Consider the following 23,842-nt stretch of genomic DNA (forward strand, 5'->3'; position numbering starts at 1 on the left):
TCAGGCCCCCAGCGGGCGAAAGATCTCGCGGCTGATGATATGGCGCTGGATTTCCGAGGTGCCGTCCCAGATCCGTTCGACGCGGGCATCGCGCCAGAACCGTTCGATCGGCAGTTCGTCCATCAACCCCATGCCGCCGTGGATCTGCAGCGTGGCATCGGTGACGCGGGCCAGCATTTCCGAGGCATAAAGCTTGGCCGAGGCAATTTCGCGGTTCGCCGGCAGCCCCTGATCCAGCCGCCAGGCCGAGGAGAGCGTCAGCAGGTCGGCGGCGTCGATTTCGGTGATCATGTCAGCAATCTGGAAGCTGACGCCCTGGAACTTGGCAATCGGCTGGCCGAACTGGTTGCGCCCGGCGGCGTAGTCAACCGCGTGGTCATAGACCCGGCGCGCGCGGCCCACGGCCATGGTCGCCACGGTGATGCGGGTTGCGTAAAGCCATTCGTTCATCACGTCGAAACCACCGTCAACCTCGCCCAGGACCTGGGCATCGGACAGGCGGCACTGATCGAAGTAGAGGATGCAGTTCATGTAGCCGCGGTGGGACACGGAATTGTAGCCGCGCGCGACTTCGAACCCGGGGGTGCCGCGATCCACGAGGAAGCAGGTGATGCGCTTCTTGGGGCCGCGGGGTGTTTCGTCGACGCCGGTGGCGACGAAGACGATGAAGAAGTCCGCGTGATCGGCGCCGGAAATGAAATGCTTGGAGCCGTTCAGCACCCAGTCGTCGCCGTCGCGGGTGGCTGTGCATTTCATGCCCCGCACATCCGATCCCGCGTCGGGTTCGGTCATGGCCAGCGCATCCATCTTTTCGCCGCGCACCGCCGGCAGCAGGTAGCGGTCGATCTGGTCGTCCATGCAGGCCATCAGGATATTCTGCGGACGCCCGAAGAAATGCGTCAGCGCCATGGAGCCGCGGCCCAGTTCGCGTTCGACAAGCGCGAAATCGACGTGGCTCAGGCCCGGGCCACCGACGCTTTCGGGGAAATTCGAGGCGTAGAAGCCGAGGTCGAGCACCTTCTGCTTGATGTCCTGGGCGATCTCGGCCGGGACGGCCCCGGCCTTTTCGACCGCGGCCTCATGCGGATAGATCTCTTTTTCGACGAAGCTGCGGACGGTGGAGACGATCATCTCCTGTTCGTCGGTCAATCCGAAATTCATGTGCGACCCCTTGATTGCTTTGCGGCAGAGTGCGAGGTCTCGGGCGGTTATATCATGCAGAACTGGCCCGCAATCATGCAGCCCCGGACAAAATCCCGCAATGTGGTCGAGGTCGGGGTGCTGTTGTTCCCGGCCTTTTCGAACCATTGTCTGGCCAATGCGGTCGAACCCCTGCGCGCGGTCAATTCCCTGAGCGGAGAGACCCGTTATCGCTGGCGCTACCTCAGCCTCGACGGAGGCGAGGTGGCGTCCTCAAGCGGGTTGACGGTGCGGGTGGACAGCGCGCTGGACCGGGCGGCGGGGGGCGATTACCTGTTCGTCATGCCCAGCTACAACGCCCCGACGCTGGACACGCCGGCCTGTCGGCTGGCGTTGCGGGGCGCGCGCAAACGCTTCGCTCGCGTCGCGGCGCTGGACACCGGCAGCTGGCTGCTGGCCGGGGCGGGACTGCTGGACGGGCGGCGGGCCACTCTCCACCGCGAGGAACAGATCGCCCTGGCCGAACGCTTTCCCGAGGTCGAGGTGCTGGCGGACCGGGTGGTCGATGACGGCGATATCCTGTCCTGCGGCGGGGCGCTGACCAGTTTCGAACTGGTGCTCGGGTTGATCGAACGCCACCACGGCGCCTTGATGCGGCTGGAGGTCGCGGCGCTGTTTCTGGATGGCAGCACCGATGCGCCGGGCACCCTGGCGCCGCCCCTTCCCGGACGCACGGCCGAGGCGGCCATGGCGATCATGCTGCGTCATATCGAAACCCCGCTGCCGATTGACCGGATCGCGACGGATCTCGGCATCTCGCGCAAGCGGCTCGAATCGCGCTGCCGGCTGCGCTATGGCATCCGGCCGCGCGAATTGTACCGGGCCTTGCGCCTGCGCGAAGCGCGGCGGCTGGTCGAAGGGTCGTCCCTGTCGGTGGCCGAGATCGCGGTGCGCTGCGGTTATGGCGACCCCAGTGCCATGACCCGCGCCTTTCGGCTGGATTTCGGGATGACACCCCGTGCCCTGCGGGCGCAGCGGGATCAGAAGGTCGGCCCCGCCGGTGCCTAGAGGGATTGCCCCAGCAGCCAGTCGACGAAGGCGGTGATATCGGGGCGCCCGCGGATGTCGTCGCGCTCTACCAGGTTGAAGTTCGAATTCATCGCCAGTTCCAGGTCGAAGGGCGCGACGAGGCGCCCGGCCTCAAGATCGCGTTCTGCAAAGCTGCGGCTGATGATGGCGCAGCCGTGCCCGGCGGACAGGATCTGAAGCGCGATCAGCGAGGAATCCGCCTTGATCCAATGGGCGTGGCGCGGGCCTTCGATACCGTATTGCAGGAACAACCGGTCCCAATCGGTTTCCGAGCCGACGATGGTGACGATAGCGGCCTCCTGCATCGTTGCATGGCTCAGCGTCGTGCCAAGGTTCTCGGCGTAATCCGGATGGCAGACGATCGTCGCGTCGCGGACGGGGATCGGATGCACATTCTGTTCCGGCCAGCCGCCTTCGCCAAAGCGGACATCAAGGTCGATGCCCGCCCCGGTGATCCGGTCGGACCAGACGGCCGTCGACAATTCGACATCTATGTCCGGGTGCAGGCGGGAAAATTCATGCAGGCGGGGCGCCAGGATCAGCGCGGCGAAGGAAATCGAACAGCGCACCCGCACCACGGATTTGCTTTGAATCCGGAACAGCCCATCGGTCGCCGATTGCATTTCCAGAAAGGATTTGCGGATCGGGATGGCATAGGCCAGCCCGACATCCGTAAGCTGCACGCCCTTGGCCAACCGCTTGAACAGCTGGATGCCGAGGTGCTGTTCCAGCAGCCGGATCTGCTGACTGACGGCGGCGGGAGTCAGGCTGAGCTCTTCTGCGGCAGAGCTGAAGGAACTGTGGCGGGCTGCGGCCTCGAAAGAGCGCAGCCAGGTGACATGGGGCAACCGGCGCATGGGGGATCCGCTTTAATTCGGCGCGATCATGGGGGGGGTGAAACGGTTTGGCAACGTGATCTGCTCAAAAACCTATGGGGCCTCAGCGGTCAAAGCCGTTGTTTGTACTTCCGACAGGCTGCTGTCTTCCTGAGGGGGCGGGCGAAGGCGCCATGGGGAAGGCGATGCGATGAAGAGCAAGGACTACGACTATGTAATCGTCGGGGCGGGATCGGCGGGCTGCGTGCTGGCCAACCGCCTTTCAGAGAACCCTTCCCTGCGGGTCCTGGTGCTGGAAGCGGGCGGCAGCGATCGGCGGTTCTGGGTCAAGGTGCCGGTCGGATATGCCGTCAACTATGCCAATCCGGCGCTGAACTGGGGCTATCACACGGACGCGGAGGACACCCTGAACGGGCGCGCCAGCTATTGGCCGCGCGGTCGGGTCATCGGGGGCTGCAGCTCGATCAACGCCATGGCCTATGTGCGCGGCCAGGCGCATGATTTCGATGATTGGTCCGCCGCGGGGGCGGCAGGCTGGGACTGGGCGGCGGTGCGCGCGGCCTATGCCCGGATGGAGACGCAGTCCGACAGGCCGCAAAGCGGCGGCCCGGTCTGGGTCCAGAACCTGAGCGACCAGATGAACCCCTTTTCGCATCACTTCCTGGCTGCTGCCCGTGAGGCCGGCTATCGCACGCTGGACGATATCAATCAGGAACAGACCGAAGGGCTGGGCTTCTACCGTAGCAATGTGCGCAACGGAATGCGCTGGTCCGCTGCCGATGCCTTCCTGCGCCCGGCGCTGAAGCGGCAGAACCTGACGCTGGAAGAACACGCCCATGTGGTGCGGCTGGACTTCGACGGCGCGCGGGCAAGCGGGCTGACCTATGAGCAGGGCGGCCAGACGCACCGTGTTGTCGCCCGCAAGGAAGTCATCCTGAGCGCCGGGGCCATCAATTCGCCACAGCTGTTGCAGCTGTCGGGGCTGGGGCCTGCGGACCTGCTGAAATCGCAGGGGATCGAGGTGCGCCAGGATCTGCCGCAAGTGGGCGAAGGGTTGCAGGATCACCTGGCGGTTTCCTATCAGTTCCGCGCCTCGCAAAAGACCCTGAACGCCATTCTCGGGCGGCGCACGGGGCGGCTGGCGGCGGGACTCCGCTATATCCTGACGCGGCGCGGCCCGCTGGCGGTGCCGGTCAATCAGGTCGGCGGCTTCGTCCGGTCCCATGCGGCGGCGGCGGTGCCGGATGTGCAGTTGTTCTGCAACCCCGCCTCTTATGAGGTCACACCTGAAGGCAAGATCGAACTTGATCGCGATCCGGGCTATCTGCTGTCAGCGCAGCCCTGCCGCCCGACAAGTCGCGGCTCGGTCCGGATCCGCACGGGACATCACATGGACGCCCCGGCGATCCGCCCCAATTCGCTGGCGACAGAGGCGGACCGGACGGCGGCCATTCGCGCCAGCCGCATCCTGTTCGCGCTGTCGCAGACAAGTACGCTGCGGTCGGTGACGGCCGGGGCCAAGCTGCCGTCCCTCGATACGATGGACGAAGCGGCGATGCTGGACGAATTCCGCAACCGGGCCTCGACCGTCTATCACCCGACCTGCACCTGCCGGATGGGGCAGGGGGCGCAGGATTCGGTGATCGACGCGCGGCTGAAGGTCCATGGCGTGGCGGGCCTGCGGGTGGTGGATGCTTCGGCGTTTCCAAATATCACCTCAGGCAATACCAATGCGCCGACGATGATGCTTGCCCTCAGGGCGGCGGATCTGATTCTACAGGATGCGGGTTGACCCGTACCGGACAAGGGAGGGCTGATGCGCCTCGAGAAACTGGAAACCTTCGTGGTGGGCAATGCCCCGCCCCGCCATGGCGGGCGCTATTTCATCTTCGTGCGACTGACGACCGCATGCGGCATCACCGGGGTGGGCGAGATCTACAACGCGACCTTCGGCCCGGATGTCTGCTGCGCCATGGCACGCGACATGTTCGCGCGGCATTTCGAAGGCGCCGATCCGCAGCAGGTCGAATTGCTGTTCCGCAAGGCCTATGGCGCGGGGTTCACGCATCGTCCGGATGTCAGCGTGATGGGTACTTTCAGCGGGCTCGAGATGGCCTGTTGGGACATCCTCGGCAAGGCCGCCGACAAGCCGGTCTACGACCTGCTGGGGGGCCGTGTGCATGACCGGCTGCGCAGCTATTCCTATATCTATCCGCAGGCCGGTGATGTCTATCCCGACCCGGACATGCCCAACAGCTACAACGACCCCGGCATCGCGGCGCAGATCGCGTCGGACATGTGCGATCAGGGCTTCACGGCGCTGAAATTCGACCCCGCCGGTCCCTATACGATCTTTGACGGTCACCAGCCCCGGCTTGAGGACATCAGCCTCAGCGTCGCCTTCTGCCGCGAAATCCGCGCCGCCGTGGGTGACCGGGCCGATCTGCTGTTCGGCACCCATGGGCAGTTCACCGTGTCCGGCGCCAAGCGCATGGCGCGGGCGCTGGAACCCTTTGATCCCTTGTGGTTCGAGGAGCCACTGCCCCCCGAAAGCCCCGCCGACATGGCGCAGGTCGCCGCCTTTACCTCCATCCCCGTGGCGGCAGGCGAGCGGCTGTGCACCAAGTACGAATTCGCGCGGCTGCTGGAAACCGGCGCGGCCTCGATCCTGCAGATGAACCTTGGCCGCGTCGGTGGCCTGCTGGAGGCCAAGAAGATCGCCGGGATGGCCGAAACCCGGCAGGCCCAGATCGCGCCGCACCTGTACTGCGGACCCATCGTCGCCGCCGCCAATATCCAGATCGCCACCTGTTCGCCCAATTTCCTGATCCTGGAAAGCATCGGCACGTTCGATGGTCCCTACATGCAGGCCGTGAAGGGTGGCATCGATTGGGAAGACGGCTATGTCATCCCGTCACGCAAACCCGGTCTTGGGCTGGAGCTGGACGACGAGGCGATTGCGCGGATGCCCTATACCGAAACCGACCTCCATCTGAACATGGATCAGTCGCACGTCACCCCCTGACGGAGGAAGAACATGATTACGCTAGACAAATTCTATATCAACGGTGAATGGGTCGCCCCTGACGCACCCGAGGACATGCCGATCCTGACGCCATCGACCAATGCCAAGGTCGGGGTCGTCTCGCTTGGCAATGCGGCGGATGTCGACAAGGCCGTTGCCGCCGCCAAGGCCGCCTTCGAGACCTTTTCGCTGACCAGCAAGGAAGAGCGCCTTGCCCTGCTGCGCCGCCTGGCCGAGGTCACGCGGGCGCGGCTGGATGACCTGGCGCGGGCGATCACCATGGAAATGGGCGCCCCTTCCACCATGTCGCGTGCGGTGCAGGCCGATGCCGGTATCGGCCACCTGGAAGCCTTCATCACCGCGCTCGAGGCCCACGACGAGCAAGAGACCCTGCCCAATGGCGATATCGTCAGCTACGAGCCCATCGGGGTTTGCGGGCTGATCACGCCCTGGAACTGGCCGATCAACCAGATCGCGCTCAAGGTGTTGCCGGCGCTGGCGACCGGGGCGACCTGCGTCCTGAAACCGTCCGAGCATACGCCGCTCTCCGCGCAGATCTATGCCGAGATCATCCACGAGGCGGGCTATCCCGCAGGTGTCTTCAACCTGGTCTACGGGGCGGGTCCCACGGTTGGCTCGGCGCTGTCGACGCACAAGGATGTCGCGATGATGTCCTTTACCGGGTCGACCCGCGCGGGCAGTGCGGTGTCGCGGGATGCGGCCGCCACGATCAAGCGCGTGACGCTGGAACTGGGCGGGAAATCCCCCAACGTCATCTTCGCGGATGCCGATGTGGATGCCCGCGTGGCCGAAGGCGTGGCCGAGTGTTTCGACAATACCGGCCAGTCCTGCAATGCGCCTACCCGGATGCTGGTGGAACGCAGCGCCTATGACCGCGCGCTCGAGGTTGCGCGCAGCGCGGCAGAGGCCCAGGTGGTCGATGATCCCGCACTGGAGGGTGATCACATCGGCCCGTTGTTCGATCAGATCCAGTATGACCGCGTGCAGGCGATGATCCAGAAGGGCCTCGACGAGGGCACGCGCCTGCTTGCCGGAGGGCCGGGACGTCCCGAAGGCCTGTCGCAGGGATTGGAAACCGGCTGGTTCGTCCGCCCGACGATCTTTGCCGACGTCACGCCCGAGATGACCCTGTGGCGGGAAGAGATCTTTGGCCCGGTGCTGGTGATGGCCCCCTTCGACACTGAAGAAGAGGCGATCGCCCTGGCCAATGACACCGATTATGGCCTTGATGCCTATCTGTCGACCGGGGACGAGGCCCGCGCCCTGCGCGTCGCGCGCCGTCTGCGGGCGGGCGGTATCCATATCAACGGGCGCGGAACGGACTACGGTTCGCCCTTCGGTGGCTTCAAGCAATCGGGCAATGGGCGTGAAGGCGGTCGCTTTGGTCTGGAAGACTACCTTGAGGTCAAGGTGCGCCCGCCCTTCGCGGTCTGAAGCGGATAAACCCCACTGCAAAACGGAAAACGGGCGCAAGAGTGATCTTGCGCCCTTTCCTGTTTGTGCTGGCCCCGGAACGGGGGCAGGCGGTCACTCCGCGGCGGATTGCGCCTTGCCCTGTGCCGCCAGAAGCGTGGCAAGCGGGGCCGCCAGACCGGTCGGGATCACCTCGTAGCCCTGCTCTTCGGGTTCGTCGTCGGTCATCTCGGTGGGGAAGCCCGGCGCGGTGATGGACAGGCCGGTGGCTTCTTCGAGACGGCGGATGATGTTGGGCGACAGTTCGCGTTCGCCAAAGCGGGCGATGCCGTCGTTGAAGATCTCGACCATCAGCGGGCTGATTTCCAGCGGCACGCCGGCCTGATCGGCGATCTTCTGGAACAGGCCGATGTCCTTCTTCACCAGGTCCATGGTGAAGGAAATGTCGCGCGAGCCGTTCAGGATGACCTGGCTTTCGGTTTCATGCACGAAAGAGGTCCCGGAGGAAATCTTCATCGCCTCGTAGGTCGTGTTCAGGTCCATTCCGGCGGCCTTCATGGTTACCAGCGCCTCGCAGCAGGTCAGCAGGTTGGCGGTGGCCAGGTAGTTGGTCATGACCTTCAGGACCGAGGCGGTGCCGATATCGCCGGTGTGCAGGACCCGGCGACCAAGGGTCGTCAGGGTCGGCAACATGCGCTCGAAGGTGGCGCGGTCGCAGCCCGCGAAGATCGAGATATTGCCGGTGTCGGCCCGGTGGCAGCCGCCAGAAACCGGGCATTCCATGGCCGATCCGCCCTGTGCCTTGACCAGATCCGACAGGCGCTTGACCTCGCCGGCGTCGGTCGTCGACATCTCCATCCAGATCTTGTCGGCGGTGACTGCCGGCAGCATCGCTTCGACTACCAGCGCCGAGGCGGCGGGCGAGGGCAGACAGGTGATGACCGCGTCGCAATCCTGCATCAGGGTCAGCGGGTCGGTGCCGGGTTTCGCGCCGAGGGCGGCGAATTTCGCCACCAGCGCTTCGTCAAGATCAAGGACGGTAAGGTCGAAACCGTTTCTAAGCAAACTGCCTGCAAGTTTGCCGCCAACATTGCCAAGACCGACGAAGCCGATTTTCATATGGATAGTATCCTTGTGTGAGGTATGGAGCCTGATTTTCGTGGTCCAGCCTGAGGCAGATCCAAAAATCAGTAAAGCAACGGCATTTGGCCCAATGGGGCCAGTTCTGTTGCGGGCAGTTCTGTTGCGGGCAGGTCGTCGCGGCGACGTGGCAATGCGCCGGGGGCGTGATGACCCTCGCCCGCCAGCCTGATCCGGCAGCGGGCGAGGGTGTCGAGGGGCGCGGGCCTAGGCCGGTGTGCCGCTACGGTCCTCGATGACGGTTTCCAGCCAGCCGACCTTCATCTCGGGGACAGAGGCCAGCAGCAGGTCGGTGTAATCGTCGAAGGGCGGGGAAAGCACCTGAGCCCTTGGGCCGTAGCGCACGACCTTGCCCCGGTGCATGACCGCGATGCTGTCGGCGATGGCGCGCACCGTGGCCAGATCGTGGGTGATGAACATGTAGGCCACGTCTTCCTGTGCCTGCAGGTTCAGCAACAGCTTCAGGATGCCATCTGCTACCAGCGGATCCAGCGCCGAGGTGACCTCGTCGCAGATGATCAGCCGGGGCTTGGCGGCCAGGGCGCGGGCGATGCAGACACGCTGTTTCTGGCCCCCCGACAATTCGGCCGGATAGCGGTCGATGAAGTTGCTGCCCATCTCGATCTGCTCAAGAAGCTCCTGCACGCGCTTGCGCTTCTTTTCGCCGCGCAGGCCGAAGTAGAACTCCAGCGGCCGGCCGATGATCGTGCCGACGGTCTGACGCGGGTTCATCGCGACATCGGCCATCTGGTAGATCATCTGCAATTCGCGCAGATCGTCGCGGGACCGGGTTTCCAGCTTGTCCGACAGCTTGCGCCCGGCAAAGGTGATTTCGCCCTCCGACGGGGTCAGCAGGCCGGTAATCGCGCGCGCCAGGGTCGATTTGCCCGAACCGCTTTCCCCGACGACCGCAAGGGTCTGGCCCTGTGCGATCTCGACCGAGACATTGCTGAGCACATCCTGACGCAGGCCCCGGTAGCGTGCGGTCAGGTGGCTGATCTGCAGCAGGGGGTCCGGTGCGGGCGGCTTGCCTTCGTGGTCGATGGAGCGGACGGAGACCAGCGCGCGGGTGTAGTCTTCGCGCGGGGCCTCGATGATCTGACGCACATCGCCGTGTTCGACGGTCTGCCCGCTCTTGAGCACCATGATCTCGTCCGAGACCTGGGCCACCACCGCAAGGTCATGGGTGATATAGAGCGCGGCAACGCCGGTTTCACGGATCGCCTTCTTGATCGCGGCAAGCACGTCGATCTGGGTCGTCACGTCCAGCGCCGTGGTGGGTTCGTCGAAGACCACCAGCGACGGGCGCGGGCAAAGCGCCATCGCCGTCATGACGCGCTGCAACTGCCCGCCGGAGACCTGATGCGGATAGCGTTTGCCGATGGTCTCGGGATTGGGCAGGCCCAGTTGGCGGAACAGGTCGACGGCGCGCTTTTCGGCCTCTGCCCGGTCGGCAAGGCCTCGGCGGACGGTGGTTTCGACAACCTGGTCGATCAGCCGCATCGCCGGGTTGAAGGCGGCCGCGGCGGATTGGGCGACATAGGTGACCTCTCCGCCGCGCAGGGCGCGCAGGCCCTGCGGCCCCTCGGCCAGGATGTCGCGGCCGTTCAGCAGCACTTGGCCCCCGGTGATCCGCACGCCGCCGCGTCCATAGGCCATTGCAGACAGTCCGATGGTGGACTTGCCCGCGCCGGATTCACCGATCAGCCCCAGCACCTTGCCCTTTGCCAGCTTGAAGGACACGCCATGCACGATGGTGAAGTCCTTCGGCGCTTCGCCGGCCGGATAGACAGTCGCGCCGATCTTAAGGTCTCGGACGTCCAGAAGGATATCATCCATCGCGGCCCCCTTTCAGGCTGGTGGTCATGTTCAGGATCCAGTCCGCCACGAGGTTGACCGAAATGGCCAGCGTCGCGATGGCGAAGGCGGGGATCAGTGCGGCGGGAATGCCGTAGATGATCCCGTCCTTGTTCTCCTTCACGATGCCGCCCCAATCCGCCAGCGGCGGTTGCACGCCAAGGCCGAGGAACGACAGCGTCGAAATGAACAGCACCATGAAGATGAAACGCAGGCCCATTTCGGCCACCAGCGGCGACAGGGCATTTGGCAGGATCTCGTGGAAGATCACCCATCTGTTGCCTTCGCCGCGCAGTTTTGCGGCCTCGACATAATCCATGACGTTGATATCGACGGCGACCGCGCGGCTAAGCCGGAAGACGCGGGTGGAATCGAGCAGCCCCATGACGAGGATCAGCACACCGATGGTCACCGGCATCACCGACAGGACCACAAGCGCAAAGATCAGCGCCGGGATGGACATGATCAGGTCGATGAAACGCGACAGCGCCTGATCGGCCCAACCGCCCATGACGGCGGCCGTCAGGCCCAGGGTGGCCCCGACGGTAAAGCTGAGCAGGGTGGCGGCGGTGGCAATCAGGATCGTGGTCTGCCCGCCATAGATCAGACGGCTGAGAAGATCGCGCCCGATGCTGTCGGTGCCCAGCCAATGCTGCGCCGATGCAGGTTCCCAGACGTCGCCGACGACCTCGGCCATGCCATAGGGCGCGATGAGACCCGCGAAGATCGCGCCGATGAAATACAGGGCCACGAAGAGCAGCCCGATGAGGGCGGATAGGGGGATGCGCCTCATTTGCGATGCCTCAGACGTGGATTGGAAAGGATGGAAACAATGTCGGCCAGCATGTTCAGGCCGATATAGACGGCGGCGAACACCAGACCGCAGGCCTGGACGACGGGCACGTCACGCTTGGTCACATGGTCGACCAGATATTGCCCCATGCCGGGAAAGACGAAGACGACCTCGACCACGACGACCCCGACCACGAGATAGGCGAGGTTGATCATGACGACATTGACCACCGGCGCGATGGCATTGGGAAAGGCGTGGCGCGCGATCACGGTGATCGGGCGCAGGCCCTTCAGCTCGGCGGTTTCGATATAGGCTGACTGCATGACGTTCAGGATGGCGGCGCGTGTCATCCGCATCATGTGGCCCAGCACCACCAGCACCAGCACGAGGACCGGGATGGCGATCGCTTCGAACTTGTCCATCAGGCTCATGCCTTCGTGGATCGTCGAGACGGAGGGCAGCAGCCGGAACTTCACCGTCAGGAAGTACATCGCGATGTAGCCCAGCATGAATTCCGGGATCGACACCGAGGTCAGCGTGATGCCCGAGATCAGTTTGTCGGGCCATTGCCCGCGATAGCGCACCGCGATCACGCCGAGGATGATGGCAAGCGGCACGGCGATCACGGCTGCCGAACAGGCCAGGAACAGCGTGTTGGAAAGCCGCGCGGCCATGGCCGTGGCGATATCCTGACCATTCGTCAGCGCGGTTCCGAGATCCCCGTGCAGGACACCGAAAAGCCATTCGAAATAGCGCGTCGTCGCCGGTTCGTTCATGCCCAGCTGTTCGCGAAGATTGGCCAGCGCCTGGGGAGTGGCGCTTTGCCCTAGGATTGACTGGGCCACGTCGCCCGGCAGGATCTCGGTGCCCATGAAGATCAGCACCGATGCCGCCAGCAGCAGCAGCAGGCCCAGCGTGATACGCTGGGCCAGAAGTTTAAGGATTGGATGTCCTAGCACGTCAGCCGACCAACCAGGTCTTGTGCGGTGCGAGGCCGTTCATCGTGTCCTGTCCGCCATCGACGACCCAGCCCTGAAGGTCCGTGGTCATGCCTTCGACGAAATCGTTGAACATCGGGCAGATCACGCCGCCTTCCTCGTGCAGGATTTCGGCCATCTGGGCGTAGAGACCGATGCGCTTTTCCTCGTCCAGTTCGGCACGTGCCTCAAGCAGCAGCGCGTCGAATTCCTCGTTGGAAAAACGGGTGTCGTTCCAGTCCGCAGTCGACAGGAAGGCGGTCGAATACATCTGGTCCTGCACTGGACGGCCGCCCCAGTAGGAGGCGCAGAAGGGTTCGACGTTCCAGACTTCGGACCAGTAGCCATCGTTGGGCACGCGCTGGATTTCCAGCGGAATGCCGGCGGCGGCGGCGGATTGCTGGAACAGGGCTGCGGCATCGACGGCGCCGGGGAAGGCACCATCGGCGACCTTGAGGACGATCGGGCTGCCATCATGGCCGGAGGCCTTGTAGTGTTCGGCAGCCTTTTCGATATCGTAGGCGCGCTGCGGCAGGCTGTCGTCGAACAGCGGATAGGCCGAGTTGATCGGAATGTCGTTGCCGATCGTGCCATAGCCCTGAAGGATCTTGTCGACCATTTCCTGACGGTTGATGGCGTATTTCAGCGCCAGACGCAGGTCCTTGTTGTCGAAGGGTGCGGTATCGCAATGCATGTTGAAGACGTAATGCCCACGACCCGAGACATTCTTGATGTCGATGTTGGGTGCGCGCGACAGCAGGCCGGCGACCTTGGGTTCGACGCGGTTGGCGATATGCACCTGACCCGATTGCAGCGCGGCCATCCGGGCGGTGGAATCGTTGATGACGAGGAACTCGACGCCATCGTAATGGCCCCGCGTGTCATCCCAGTAGTTCTCGTGCTTTTCGAAGGTATAACGCACGCCGGCCTCGTGGCTGACGATCTTGTAGGCACCGGCCCCGATGGTGGTCGCCGGATCGTCGCGCCCGCCGTTCGGCTGGATCTGCAGGTGGTAGTCCGAGAACAGGTAGGGCAGGTCGGCGTTGGCCGAAACCAGGTTCACGATCAGCCAGTCGCCATCGACGCTCATCGAATCGATGCCCTGCATGATGCCAAGCGCGCCGGATTGCGATTCCGCATCCGAATGGCGTTCCAGCGTGGCAAGCACGTCGTCGGGCGACAGGATCGAGCCGTCGTGGAATTCGACGCCCTGACGGATCTTGAAGCGCCAGGTCATGGCATCTTCAGAGCTGTCGATTTCTTCGGCCAGGCGCATGTCGAGCGAGCCGTCGGGGGTGACGTCGACAAGGGTTTCGCCGAAGGTGCGCAGCAGGTGGAAGGTCACCGCGTTTGCGGCCAGGGCCGGATCAAGGCTGTCGGTGCTTTCGCCGCCGCCGATGCCCATCTTGAGCGTGCCGCCCTTGACGGGTTCCTGGGCATGGGCCTTGCCGGCCAGCATCAGGTTCGCACCCGCCACGGTCAGGGCTGCCGCCGAAGCGCGCCCCAGGAAGCTACGGCGGCTGAGGCCCGGCAGGGCCGTCGTGCCACGAAGGTTCTTCACTTTGTCGTTCATGTCTTTTTTCCCTGTTCTTGTTGTTGAATTGATGGTTTTCCGCGTCGCCCGGCGGCGCATGTTCGGGGCTGTCTGTCCCTATCCATGGCGCCGGGGCACTGGTTCGTCGTAGTCCCGCGCGTATATCTCCTGCTCGTTTTCGAAGGCCCTTAGCCGGGCTTTCAGGGAGAAGGTGTCGCCGTCGGCCTGCATCTGTGCCTCGACCTGGATTCGGACGCCCCAATCACCCCGCGACAGGCGCTGTTCCCATGTGATTTCCGCCTTGGCGGACAGGGGGGCGTCAGGGGTGATCGTCCAGCGCTCGGTGCTGGTTTCGCCAGAGATCAGGCCATGGTCGAGGTCTTCGGCATCGCCGCTGTCCTCGGTCACGATCAGGCTGCGTTGGCCGGTGATCAGGTCATGGTCGATCCGGCGTGACGCATCGGCGGGGCTGTGCTGGCGGAACCGCCAGGGCGCCGCGCTTTCGGGCGCCGGGAACTGCCATTCGTCGTCCGTGCCGCCGCTGTGCAGGGGCAGGGCAAGGTGACCCGAATGCAGCGTCAGCCGCGTCGCGGTCGGCGTTGGCCAGATGAAGGGCCAGTAGGTCGTCGACAGCGCGATCCGCAGCTGGTGCCCGGCGGCCAGTCGATAGGCCATGTGATCGAGGCGCAGCACCACGTCGAAGGGGCCGTCCGTGGGCACATCGGCAGGCGCCGAGGTGTCGTCGCGGTGGCAAAGGTTCATCATCCCGTGGGCGATCCGCACCGAGGATCCGTCCGGCGCCACATCGCAAAGCCGCGCCACCAGATGCGCGCGGGGCGCATCCGAGGTCAGGCGCAGGTGCAGGTCGGCCGCGCCCAGAAGAGCCATCGGTGCGTCTAGCGGCGCGCCGTCGAAGCAGGTCGACAGCGCATCATCCGGTGCCTGATCGCCGGGCAATTCGGCATTCTGGCCAAGCGGAAAGAACTCGCCGGCGAAAAGGCCCAGGTGCTGGGGGGTCTGCACGGTTGCGGACAGGGGCGCGGCCTCGTCGCCCAGCCCCGCATCGGTCAGATGCAGGCGTGTCGTCTTCTGCGGGCGGTTGCGCCAGTCGGGTGTCGCGACCCAATGCCCGGCGCGATGCGGCGTGCAGGCATCGGGGGCAGCGGAATCCAGCATGTAGCTGCGCATGTCCGGGTCGTTTTCAGCGCCGTTCGGCACGTCTTTCAGCCAGCGATCCCACCAGCGCAGCGCCTCTTGCAGAAAGCCGATCTGCGGGCCGGGTTCGGCGGTATGGGCATATTGGTGGCCCCAGGGTCCGATGATCCCCTTGCAGGGCACCGACAGGTTGCCGACCAGCTTGGGGACGGTGTTCATGTAATTGTCGGCCCAGCCCCCGAAGGCCAGCACCGGCGCGGCGATCGCGGCGTAGTCTTCGCAGACCGATCCGTGTTTCCAGTAGTCGTCCCGCGCCTGGTGTTCGGTCCAGCGCGGGGCGAGGTATTCCAGTCCGTCCAACCGCTTCAGCCATTCTTCGCGCCAGTCGGGGCGCAGGGTCGGATCGGGCGGCCGGGCCATGTAGGACAGCATCAGGGTCCCCCAGCCGAAGTTTTCCCCCAGCAGGCAGCCGCCCTTGTAGTGGATGTCATCCGCGAACCGGTCGGCCGCCGAACAGACCGTCACCACGGCCTTCAGCGCGGGGGGCCGCAGGGCCGCCGTTTGCAGGCAATTGAAGCCGCCCCAGCTTTTTCCCATCATTCCGACGCTGCCCGAACACCAGGGCTGGGCGGCAAGCCAGGCGATCACCTCGCAGGCATCGGAAAGCTCCTGAGCGGAATATTCGTCTTCGAGCAGGCCATCGCTGTCGCCGGATCCGCGGATATCGACCCGCACGGCGGCATAGCCATGGGCGGCGAAATAGGGGTGCATCAGGGCATCGCGCGCCGCGGTGCCGTCGCGTTTGCGGTAGGGGATGTATTCCAGGATGACCGGGACCGGATCGCTTGCCGCGTCCTTGGGCATCCAGAGGCGCGCCGACAGGTGACATCCATCCGACAGCGCGATGCGCAGGTCTTCGGTTTCGGTGATCGGGCGGGGGTGGCCTGGGGTTGCGGTCATCAGCCGGCCCTCCGGCTGCGGGTCGCGCGGTGTTGACGGCGGGGCGCGTGTATCAGGCCGGGCGCCTTCAAGGGTGGCACCGCGTGATCGAAAGGCCGGCCTGGCCAGCGGGCGATTTCCAACGGGGCAGGAACGTGCTTTGACGGGGACCGGGCCTCAATGCGTCTGGGGCGATATTTTCGGTTTTCGTCTGGCGCACGGCCTTCGGCTCTCTTTGTTGTTCTGGGGTTGGCGATGAACCTGAGACAGATCAAAAACTCAGTAAAGCAATGACATTTGCCCCAATGGGGTCGATCTGCTTGGGCCAGAAACCCGGCCGGAGTCCTTGGCACGCTGGGGTCACGCAGCCCGGTGATGGTCTGCATCGGGATCATTGTCTATCTGTTTCCTCGCAGACCCAATCGACGAAAGCGCGCGTATCCTGCGACGGCACGCTGGTCGTGGTCACATAATAGGCCGTCCCGAGATCCACGGTGCCGCCCGGCCAAAGCTTCAACGCGCCTTCCTGGACGGCGCGCCCGGTGATCGAGCGCCAGCCCAGCATCAAACCACGTCCGTCGTAAACCGCCTGCGCGGCCTGTACGTAATTGTTGAAACTCTGCCCGCCACCGCGAGGGCGCGAGGTGCCGCATGCCTGCAAGTAATCCTCCCAACCGGCCCAGTGCTGATTATGCGGGCTGCGGACATGAATCAAGGGTGCCGTGGCGAGGCCGATGCCATCCGCCAGCAGGCGTTCTATCAGGGCGGGAGCGCCGACCGGACAGATCAGCTCGTCAAACAGCTTGCGTGTCAGCCCCTCGCGCCAGCCGCCGGTGCCATAGCGCAGGGCCACGTCGATCCCCGGTGTCAGCACCGGCAGATCCGTGGCCGGCGCCTGGACGTTCACCGTGATCTCGGGGTGGCGTGCATAAAATGACGGCAGACGCGGCATCAGCCAATAGGTCGCCATGCCAAGCGTGCAGGACAGGGTCACCTGGCGTTCGTCTTCGGTATTGAGCGCCCGGATATCTTCTAGCGTGGCCGAGATCCGCGCCAGCCCTTCGCGCACGGCCCGGGCCAGCATCTCGCCCGCTTCGGTCAGCCGGGCGGGGCGCACCGACCTATCGATCAACGCGACCCCCACGTGTTCCTCAAGCGCGCGGAGCGCCTGGCTGACCGCGGGTTGGGTCACGTTCAGCCGGGCGGCGGCATCGCGCATCGAGCCATGCCGCGACAGGGCTTCGAAGGTCACGAGAAGGCGAAGGGGGGGCAGGCGGTCCATGGGCTCCAGCTTAAGCTGCGACTTATATTGTCTTCATACGAACCGATCTGTCGTCAATCCGTATCTCGTGGGATGCTCGGGGCAATGAAACCCTCTTCTCCCCCTTACATCCAGAAACGCCGAGAGAACAGCAAATGAACGATCTCAGCCCGTCGATGATTGCGTCGACCGTTACCTCGCTAGGTGAAAAAGGCCTGGATATCCTCCTGTCCGACGGTCAGTCGTACTACTTCAATTACTATTGGCTGCGCGACAATTGCCTTGGCTCCTTCAGCACGGTGACGCGCGAACGCAGCTTCGACATCTTCCATCTCGACACCGCGCCCCGCGCGACCCATGCCGAGGTTCAGGGCGACATGCTGGTCGTCAGCTGGCAGGACGAAGACGAGGTCACGCAGACCCCGGTCGAATGGCTGTCCACCTATGGCACGGGCAAACCGCGCCGCGACCCGGCCGACATGGAGCGCGTGGCCTGGTTCAGCGATCACTACCCGTCGGTGCCGCGCTTCTCGCAGCCCCAGTTGGTTGCGGACCCCAAGGCCCGCGCGGCATGGATCGAATCCCTGCTGGTGCACGGCTTTGCCATTGTCAGCGACATGCCCGACAGCGACGAAGGTCTGACCCAGACCGCCGAGCTGATCGGTTTCGTGCGCCCGACCTTCTTTGGCACCTATTTCGACGTGCGCACCCATATCAAGCCGACCAACACCGCCTATACTGCCGGCGCGCTGGAGCTGCACACCGACACCCCCGCCGAGGAATTCGCGCCGGGCATCCAGTTCCTGCATTGCCGCGCCAACACGGTGGAGGGCGGAGAGAGCCTTTATGCCGATGGTGTCGCCGTGGCGAACGACTTCCGCACCCGCGACCCGGAAGGCTTCAAGCTGCTGTCGGAGACCGAGATCCCCTTCTTCTGCGAACATGACACCTATGATGCCCGGTCGCGCCAGACGGTGATCGAGCTGGATCAGCACGGGGCGGTTTCAGGTCTGACGATCAGCCAGCACATGGCGGATATCTTCGACCTCGACCAGAAGGTGCTCGACGATTATTATCCGGCCTTCTGCCGCTTCGGGCGGATGTTGCAGGAAGAGAAATACGTGATGCATTTCCTTATGAAGGGCGGTGAATGCATGGTCTTTGACAATCACCGCATCGTGCATGGGCGCGCCGCCTATTCCGCGACCAGCGGGGACCGCTACCTGCGAGGCTGCTATGTGGATCGCAGCGAGATGCGGTCGACCTATCGTGCCCTGGTCAGCGAAGGGCGGTTCAAGGAATGAACGCGCCCGTTTCCAGCCTCCCCGATGCCGATCTTTCCCTGCGCCAGGATCTGTCGGATGCCTTTCGCATCTGCCATGCCCTTGGCTGGAGCGAGAGCGTCGGCAACCATTTCAGCGCAGCCGTTTCGGCGGATGGCCAGCAGTTCCTTCTGAACGCCTGCTGGCAGCATTTCGCGACCATCGCGCCCGAGGATCTGCTGCTGCTCGACAGCCGCGACAAGTCGGTTCTGGACCGGCCCGGCGCGCCGGATGCCTCGGCCTGGTGTGTGCATGGCACGCTGCACCGCCGGCTGCCCGAGGCGCGGGTCATCCTGCATGCCCATTCGCCCTATGCGACGGCGCTGGCCTGTCTTGCCGATCCCGCCATGGTTCCAATCGACAACAATACCGCGCGTTTCCACGGGCGGGTCGCCTATGACCTGGCCTTCGGCGGCATTGCCGATGCCGAGGAAGAGGGCGAGCGGATTGCCGATGCGATCGGCGACAAATCCGTGCTGGTGATGGGGAACCACGGCGTCACCATCGTCGGAGAAACGGTCGCGGATGCCTTCGAGGATCTCTATTTTTTCGAAAAAGCCGCGCAGACCCTGATCCTGGCCCGGTCCACCGGCGCGCCGCTTGCGGTACTGTCGGATGCGGTGGCTCAGAACACCGCGGATGGCTGGCGTGCCTACCGGGGCATGGCGGAAAAGCACTTTGCCTATCAGCGCAGCACCTTGCCGCCGCTTCCGGTCGGGGCCTGAGGCAAAGAAACGGGCCGGTTGGGATGCCGGCCCGCGTTTCAGGATCTTCCGAGGCGTCTGACCCTATTCCAGAAGCATTTTCGGCGACAGCGCCCTGGGGTCCGTCTTCAGGTGCAGGATCGCGGGCAGATTGGCGGCGCGGGCGGCCTTCAGTGCGGGGGCGAATTCGGCATCCGTTGTGACCGTCGCGCCGAAGCCGCCATAGCTGCGCGCCAGGGCCGCGAAGTCGGGGTTCTTCATCGAGGTCCCAGAGGGGCGCTGCGGATAATGTCGTTGCTGGTGCATCCGGATCGTTCCGTACATGCCGTTGTCGCACAGCAGCACGATCACATTCGCGCCCTGTTCGCAGGCGGTGCCGAATTCCTGGCTGACCATCTGGAAACAGCCATCCCCTGCCAGACAGATCGACTCTGCCTGCGAGTTTTCCAGCTTGGCGGCGATGGCGGCAGGCAGGCCATAGCCCATGGTCCCGCTGGTCGGGGCAAGCTGCGTGCGCCAGCCGCGATAACGATAGTAGCGATGCAGCCAGGCGGAGTAATTCCCGGCACCATTGGTCAGCACCGCATCATCGCCGAGCATCTCGTTCAGGCAGGTGATGACGTTCTCCATCTTCAGGGTGCCGGGGGTTTCCTGCGGGACCTGCCAATCTGTGTAATCGGCCCTTGCGCCGGTCAGCCAGTCGCCGCCATTGCGCGCGCGTGCGGCGGCGGCCAACTGGATCGCGAAGGGGCCGGGGCGGGCGGCCACGGCCAGTTCGGGGCGGTAGACGCGGCCCAACTCGTCAGGATCGGCATGGACATGCAGCAGGGCCTGTTTCGGCTGCGGCACCTCGAGCAGGGTATAGCCGGAGGTCGTCATTTCCCCCAGCCGGGCCCCAAGCGACAAGATAACATCGGCGTCCCGCACCCGTTGCGACAGCGCCGGGTTGATGCCGATACCCACGTCCCCGACGTAATTCGGGTGGCGATTGTCAAGGTAGTCCTGGCAGCGGAACGAGGCGCCGACCGGTAGCCCCATGGTTTCAGCAAAATTGCCGATCGCCACCGCGGCTTCGGCAGACCAGCCGCCACCGCCCACGATGACCAGCGGGCGCTCGGCGGCCTCAAGGCGGTCGAGCACGGCGGCAATGTCGTCTTCGGCGGCTTTGCCGGATGTCAGAACGGCGGGGGCAAGGGGCGTTCCGCTGGCCGGGCCGGACAGCATGTCCTCGGGCAGGGCCAGCACGACGGGGCCGGGGCGGCCGTTCTGCGCGACATGGAAGGCGTGGCTGACATATTCCGGGATACGGTCGGCGCGGTCGATTTCCGCGACCCATTTGGCGAGCGGCGCGAACATCTGGCGGTAGTCGACCTCCTGAAAGGCTTCGCGATCCCGCTGATCGCTGGCGACCTGACCGACAAACAGGACCATGGGCGTGCTGTCCTGGAAGGCGACATGGACGCCGGCACTGGCGTTGGTTGCGCCGGGTCCACGGGTGACGAAGGCCACGCCGGGCGCGCCGGTCATCTTGCCGGCGGCTTCAGCCATCATGGCCGCCCCGCCTTCCTGGCGGGCGACGACGGTTTCGATGCCGCTGTCGTGCAACCCGTCCAGCGCGGCAAGAAAGCTTTCGCCGGGGATGCAGAACACCCGTTTGACGCCCTGTTCGGCAAGGCAGTTCACCAGCAGGGCGCCGCCATGCATTGTTGGTACCGTATCTTTCATGTCTTCTCTCCCACTCTCTGTCGCTTCGAAATCCTGTGCGATCAGAGAAAATCTTCGCGTTGTGCCAGACCGTTGGCGGCCTTTTCGAAACGGGCCCGGGTCGCAAGACGCGCGGCTTCGGCTTCGCGGTTCTCAAGCGCCTGAACCACGGCCCGGTGTTCCGCGATGACCGCCGGCCCGAATTCGGAGGCCGCCGCGTTCTTCAGAAACGCCGACCGCAGGTTATTCTGGATATTGGTTTCGATCATCATCGTGACTTCGATATAATATTCGTTGCCCGAAGCCTCTGCGATGCGCCGGTAAAGCAGCAATTCATTGTCCACCCGCAGTTCCAGGGCCACATCGGGGCCAAGATTGTCGGCGGCTTCAACTTCGGCAAAGATCCGGCGGATTTCCTGCATCTGATCGTCGCTGCGGGTCTCGGCGGCCAGCGCGCTGGCCCCGGCCTGAACGCCCGTGCGCAATTGCAGCAGCTGCACGATGCGCTTGCGCTTTTCGAAGCAGGCGGGGCTGATCCGGAAGGTCGATTTATGCGCCGGATCGGCGATGAAGGCCCCGACCCCACGGCGCGAATCCACGATCCCGTCATAGCGCAGCAGGGAAATCGCCTCTCGGACCACGGTGCGGGCGACGCCGAACCGTTTGGACAATTCCGCCTCGGTGGGCAGGCGGTCGCCGGTCTTGAGCTGCCGGTTCTCGATGGCGTCGATGATGGATGTCGCCACTTCGTCCGGCAGGCGGCGCGGGCGGTCGATACGCTCAAAAAGTGGGGCGGCGTCTGGCATGTGATGTCCCTCGGGCGGTTGCAGCCCCCTTAACATAAGGGTCCTTGCCGCGATTGGAAAACAATATCAGGAAATATGTTGTCAGACAACCCGACATATGATTACTGTTGAGGCAAATGCGAGGAGACATAGATGATTTCGGAAACTATCGGCCTGATCGGTTTGGGTGGCATGGGTCAGGGTCTGGCCAAGAACCTTCTGCTGAACGGAGCCAGGTTGCTGGTGTCGGACCTTGATCCGGCCAAGGTCGCGATTGCAGTCGAGCGCGGCGCGGTGGAATGCGCCAATGCCGCCGAGATGGCGGCGCAGGTCGATGTGCTGGCGATCTGCGTCACAACCGCCGAGGCCGAGCAATCCATCGTCCTGGGCAAGGGCGGGGCGCTGGCGGCGATGCGGCCGGGTTCGGTCCTGCTGGATCACACCACGGTGTCGGCTGAACATGTCGACATCATGCGCGCCGCCTGCGAAGAGGCCGGCATCGATTATGCCGAGGCGCCGATGACCCGCACCCCTGCCCATGCAGACCGGGGCGAGGTCAACGTGCTTTTCGGTGGCAGCGAGACCCTGCTGGAACGGCTGCGCCCGGTCTTTGACGCCTATGCGGAAAACATCTTTCACGTCGGGCCGGCGGGTCATGCCATCCGTCTGAAACTGATCCACAACTTCATCTCCTTCGCCAATGTGGCGGCCTTCTGCGAAGGCTTTGCCCTGGCGGCGAAAGAGGGTTTGGACATGACCAAGGTGATCGGGATCATTTCCGCCGCCGGGGGCAAGTCGGGCATGATGGATCTGTACGGCGAACTGACCCTGCGCCGTGATTTCACCCCGCATATGTCCCTCGCCAATGCCCAGAAGGACGTGCGCTATTACGCTGAATGGCTGGAGCGCGCGGGGCTGCCGGGGTTCATGGCGCAATCGGTGCACCAGACCTATGCGCTGGCCTCGATCCTGGGGCACGGCGAAGAGGGCTGCACGGCCGTCATCAAGGCCTACGAAGACCTTTCGGGCGTCATCGCACAGCTGCCGGATACCGAATCCGCCTGACCGAAGGCCCAAGATGAGACCCGGCGCGGGACGCCGCCGGTCGGTACGACCGCGTCCATATTCTGCATCCAGGGAGGAGACCACGATGCTCACCAAACTTCTCGCGACAGGCGCTGCCGTCGCTCTCATGACCGTCAGCGCCAGCGCGCAGGACATCACATTGCGGATGGCGCATTTCGCCGCCGATACCCACCCGGCCCAGGCCGCGGCTGAACAATTCGCCGCCAATGTCGCAGAGCGCACCGATGGCGCGATTGCGGTCGATCTTTACCCGGCCAACGAACTCGGCTCACCGCCCGAGCAATTGGAACAGACCATCCTCGGCGCGGTCGACATGAACCTGCCGACGCAGGGCGGGCTGGACAAGTACGTCAAGGCCTTCGGCACCGTCATGACCCCCTTCGCCTTCGCCAGCTACGACGAAGCGCATGAGGTTCTGGACGGGCCCTTCATGGAATGGGTCGGCCCGCAGATCGAGGAGGAGGGCCTCGTGATCCTGTCGAACTGGGAATACGGGTTCCGCAACATCACCAACTCCAAGCACCCGATCAACACGCCCGCCGATGTGGAAGGCCTGCGCCTGCGCACGCCGCCGGAACTGCAGATCGTCGCTGCGCTCGAAGGGCTGGGGGCCGCAACCACGCAGATCGCCTTCCCCGAGCTGCCCAATGCGCTGAACCAGGGTGTCGTGGACGGTCAGGAAAACCCGATCGGCGTGATCTACCACAACAAGCTGAATGACTTTCAGCAGTACCTGGCGCTGACCCAGCACGTCTACAATTCGATGGTGCATGTCATCAACAAGGACGTCTTCGACGGCCTGACCGAGGAACAGCAGCTGATCCTGCGCGAAGAAAGCGTCAAGGCCGGCAACATGATGCGCGCCGCCGTCGTGGCCCAGGAAGAAGAAGACATCCAGGCCCTGCAGGACGCGGGCATGGAAGTCACCCGCCCCGATCTGGCACCCTTCGTCGCCCTGATGGGTCCGGCCCGCGAACGCGTGGCGGAATACTCCGGCAAGGAGAACATGGAAACCTTCCTCAGCTTCCTCGACTGACTTCGAAGCTGACACCTTCCTGATC

Annotated in this window: 19 protein-coding genes; 8 read left to right on the top strand and 11 right to left on the bottom strand. The window is 64.4% G+C overall.

Annotated elements, in window-relative coordinates; genetic code table 11:
* Nucleotides 1–1,161: an acyl-CoA dehydrogenase family protein gene (locus PSAL_RS18145; protein WP_119840464.1), complete on the bottom strand. Its 1,161-nt coding sequence runs from the start codon at nucleotides 1,159–1,161 to the stop codon at nucleotides 1–3.
* A gap of 75 nt (nucleotides 1,162–1,236) precedes the next feature.
* Here PSAL_RS18145 and PSAL_RS18150 point away from each other — a divergent pair, with 75 nt between their 5' ends.
* A complete protein-coding gene (locus PSAL_RS18150) occupies nucleotides 1,237–2,208 on the top strand; it encodes a GlxA family transcriptional regulator (protein ID WP_119840556.1) in 972 nt (323 codons plus the stop codon).
* Here the strand turns inward: PSAL_RS18150 and PSAL_RS18155 are convergent.
* Nucleotides 2,205–3,086, bottom strand: coding sequence for a LysR substrate-binding domain-containing protein (locus PSAL_RS18155; protein ID WP_119840463.1), 882 nt, complete (start codon nucleotides 3,084–3,086; stop codon nucleotides 2,205–2,207). The genes PSAL_RS18150 and PSAL_RS18155 overlap by 4 nt on opposite strands.
* Before the next feature lie 169 nt (nucleotides 3,087–3,255).
* Between PSAL_RS18155 and PSAL_RS18160 the strand changes: the two genes are divergently transcribed.
* The 3 genes from PSAL_RS18160 to PSAL_RS18170 are packed head-to-tail and all read left to right on the top strand — an operon-like array spanning nucleotide 3,256 to nucleotide 7,545.
* On the top strand, nucleotides 3,256–4,857 hold the full coding sequence (locus tag PSAL_RS18160) for a GMC family oxidoreductase (RefSeq protein ID WP_119840462.1): 1,602 nt from the start codon (nucleotides 3,256–3,258) through the stop codon (nucleotides 4,855–4,857).
* A 24-nt stretch (nucleotides 4,858–4,881) separates the two neighbouring features.
* Nucleotides 4,882–6,090 carry a mandelate racemase/muconate lactonizing enzyme family protein gene (locus PSAL_RS18165; RefSeq protein ID WP_119840461.1) on the top strand — a complete coding sequence of 403 codons (1,209 nt, stop codon included), beginning with the start codon at nucleotides 4,882–4,884 and terminating at the stop codon, nucleotides 6,088–6,090.
* 12 nt (nucleotides 6,091–6,102) lie between these two features.
* Nucleotides 6,103–7,545 carry an aldehyde dehydrogenase family protein gene (locus PSAL_RS18170; RefSeq protein WP_119840460.1) on the top strand — a complete coding sequence of 481 codons (1,443 nt, stop codon included), beginning with the start codon at nucleotides 6,103–6,105 and terminating at the stop codon, nucleotides 7,543–7,545.
* 93 nt (nucleotides 7,546–7,638) lie between these two features.
* On the opposite strand, the gene PSAL_RS18175 is transcribed toward PSAL_RS18170, so the two are convergent.
* The 7 genes from PSAL_RS18175 to PSAL_RS18205 form a co-directional block, all read right to left on the bottom strand.
* Nucleotides 7,639–8,643, bottom strand: coding sequence for an NAD(P)-dependent oxidoreductase (locus PSAL_RS18175; RefSeq protein ID WP_119840459.1), 1,005 nt, complete (start codon nucleotides 8,641–8,643; stop codon nucleotides 7,639–7,641).
* 228 nt (nucleotides 8,644–8,871) lie between these two features.
* Nucleotides 8,872–10,503, bottom strand: a complete 1,632-nt coding sequence (locus PSAL_RS18180; RefSeq protein WP_119840458.1) for an ABC transporter ATP-binding protein — start codon at nucleotides 10,501–10,503, stop codon at nucleotides 8,872–8,874.
* The gene (locus PSAL_RS18185) at nucleotides 10,496–11,314 is read right to left on the bottom strand and encodes an ABC transporter permease (RefSeq protein WP_119840457.1); all 819 of its coding nucleotides are present in this window, start codon (nucleotides 11,312–11,314) and stop codon (nucleotides 10,496–10,498) included. The genes PSAL_RS18180 and PSAL_RS18185 overlap by 8 nt, the downstream gene beginning before the upstream one ends.
* On the bottom strand, nucleotides 11,311–12,273 hold the full coding sequence (locus tag PSAL_RS18190) for an ABC transporter permease (protein ID WP_231388705.1): 963 nt from the start codon (nucleotides 12,271–12,273) through the stop codon (nucleotides 11,311–11,313). Before PSAL_RS18190 ends, PSAL_RS18185 begins: the two co-directional genes overlap by 4 nt.
* 1 nt (nucleotide 12,274) lies before the next feature.
* Nucleotides 12,275–13,864: an ABC transporter substrate-binding protein gene (locus PSAL_RS18195; RefSeq protein ID WP_119840456.1), complete on the bottom strand. Its 1,590-nt coding sequence runs from the start codon at nucleotides 13,862–13,864 to the stop codon at nucleotides 12,275–12,277.
* A 78-nt stretch (nucleotides 13,865–13,942) separates the two neighbouring features.
* Nucleotides 13,943–15,940 carry a CocE/NonD family hydrolase gene (locus tag PSAL_RS18200; RefSeq protein ID WP_119840455.1) on the bottom strand — a complete coding sequence of 666 codons (1,998 nt, stop codon included), beginning with the start codon at nucleotides 15,938–15,940 and terminating at the stop codon, nucleotides 13,943–13,945.
* A gap of 370 nt (nucleotides 15,941–16,310) precedes the next feature.
* A complete protein-coding gene (locus tag PSAL_RS18205) occupies nucleotides 16,311–17,201 on the bottom strand; it encodes a LysR substrate-binding domain-containing protein (protein ID WP_119840454.1) in 891 nt (296 codons plus the stop codon).
* Nucleotides 17,202–17,335: 134 nt separating this feature from the next.
* Between PSAL_RS18205 and PSAL_RS18210 the strand changes: the two genes are divergently transcribed.
* Entirely contained in the window at nucleotides 17,336–18,484 is a 1,149-nt protein-coding gene (locus tag PSAL_RS18210) for a TauD/TfdA family dioxygenase (RefSeq protein WP_119840453.1), read from the top strand.
* On the top strand, nucleotides 18,481–19,227 hold the full coding sequence (locus PSAL_RS18215; RefSeq protein ID WP_119840452.1) for a class II aldolase/adducin family protein: 747 nt from the start codon (nucleotides 18,481–18,483) through the stop codon (nucleotides 19,225–19,227). The genes PSAL_RS18210 and PSAL_RS18215 overlap by 4 nt, the downstream gene beginning before the upstream one ends.
* Before the next feature lie 63 nt (nucleotides 19,228–19,290).
* Here PSAL_RS18215 and PSAL_RS18220 read toward each other — a convergent pair whose 3' ends face one another.
* Together PSAL_RS18220 and PSAL_RS18225 are read right to left on the bottom strand one after the other, a co-directional pair.
* Nucleotides 19,291–20,931, bottom strand: coding sequence for a thiamine pyrophosphate-binding protein (locus tag PSAL_RS18220; RefSeq protein ID WP_119840451.1), 1,641 nt, complete (start codon nucleotides 20,929–20,931; stop codon nucleotides 19,291–19,293).
* Nucleotides 20,932–20,972: 41 nt separating this feature from the next.
* Nucleotides 20,973–21,716 carry a FadR/GntR family transcriptional regulator gene (locus PSAL_RS18225; RefSeq protein WP_196222867.1) on the bottom strand — a complete coding sequence of 248 codons (744 nt, stop codon included), beginning with the start codon at nucleotides 21,714–21,716 and terminating at the stop codon, nucleotides 20,973–20,975.
* Between the two features lie 132 nt (nucleotides 21,717–21,848).
* On the opposite strand from PSAL_RS18225, the gene PSAL_RS18230 reads away from it, so the two are divergent.
* Both PSAL_RS18230 and PSAL_RS18235 read left to right on the top strand, forming a co-directional pair.
* Nucleotides 21,849–22,760, top strand: coding sequence for an NAD(P)-dependent oxidoreductase (locus PSAL_RS18230; protein ID WP_119840449.1), 912 nt, complete (start codon nucleotides 21,849–21,851; stop codon nucleotides 22,758–22,760).
* Between the two features lie 85 nt (nucleotides 22,761–22,845).
* Nucleotides 22,846–23,817: a TRAP transporter substrate-binding protein gene (locus PSAL_RS18235; protein WP_196222866.1), complete on the top strand. Its 972-nt coding sequence runs from the start codon at nucleotides 22,846–22,848 to the stop codon at nucleotides 23,815–23,817.
* Nucleotides 23,818–23,842: the final 25 nt, after the last annotated feature.

It is taken from the genome of Pseudooceanicola algae (genome assembly GCF_003590145.2).
In the GTDB taxonomy this organism is placed as follows: domain Bacteria; phylum Pseudomonadota; class Alphaproteobacteria; order Rhodobacterales; family Rhodobacteraceae; genus Pseudooceanicola; species Pseudooceanicola algae.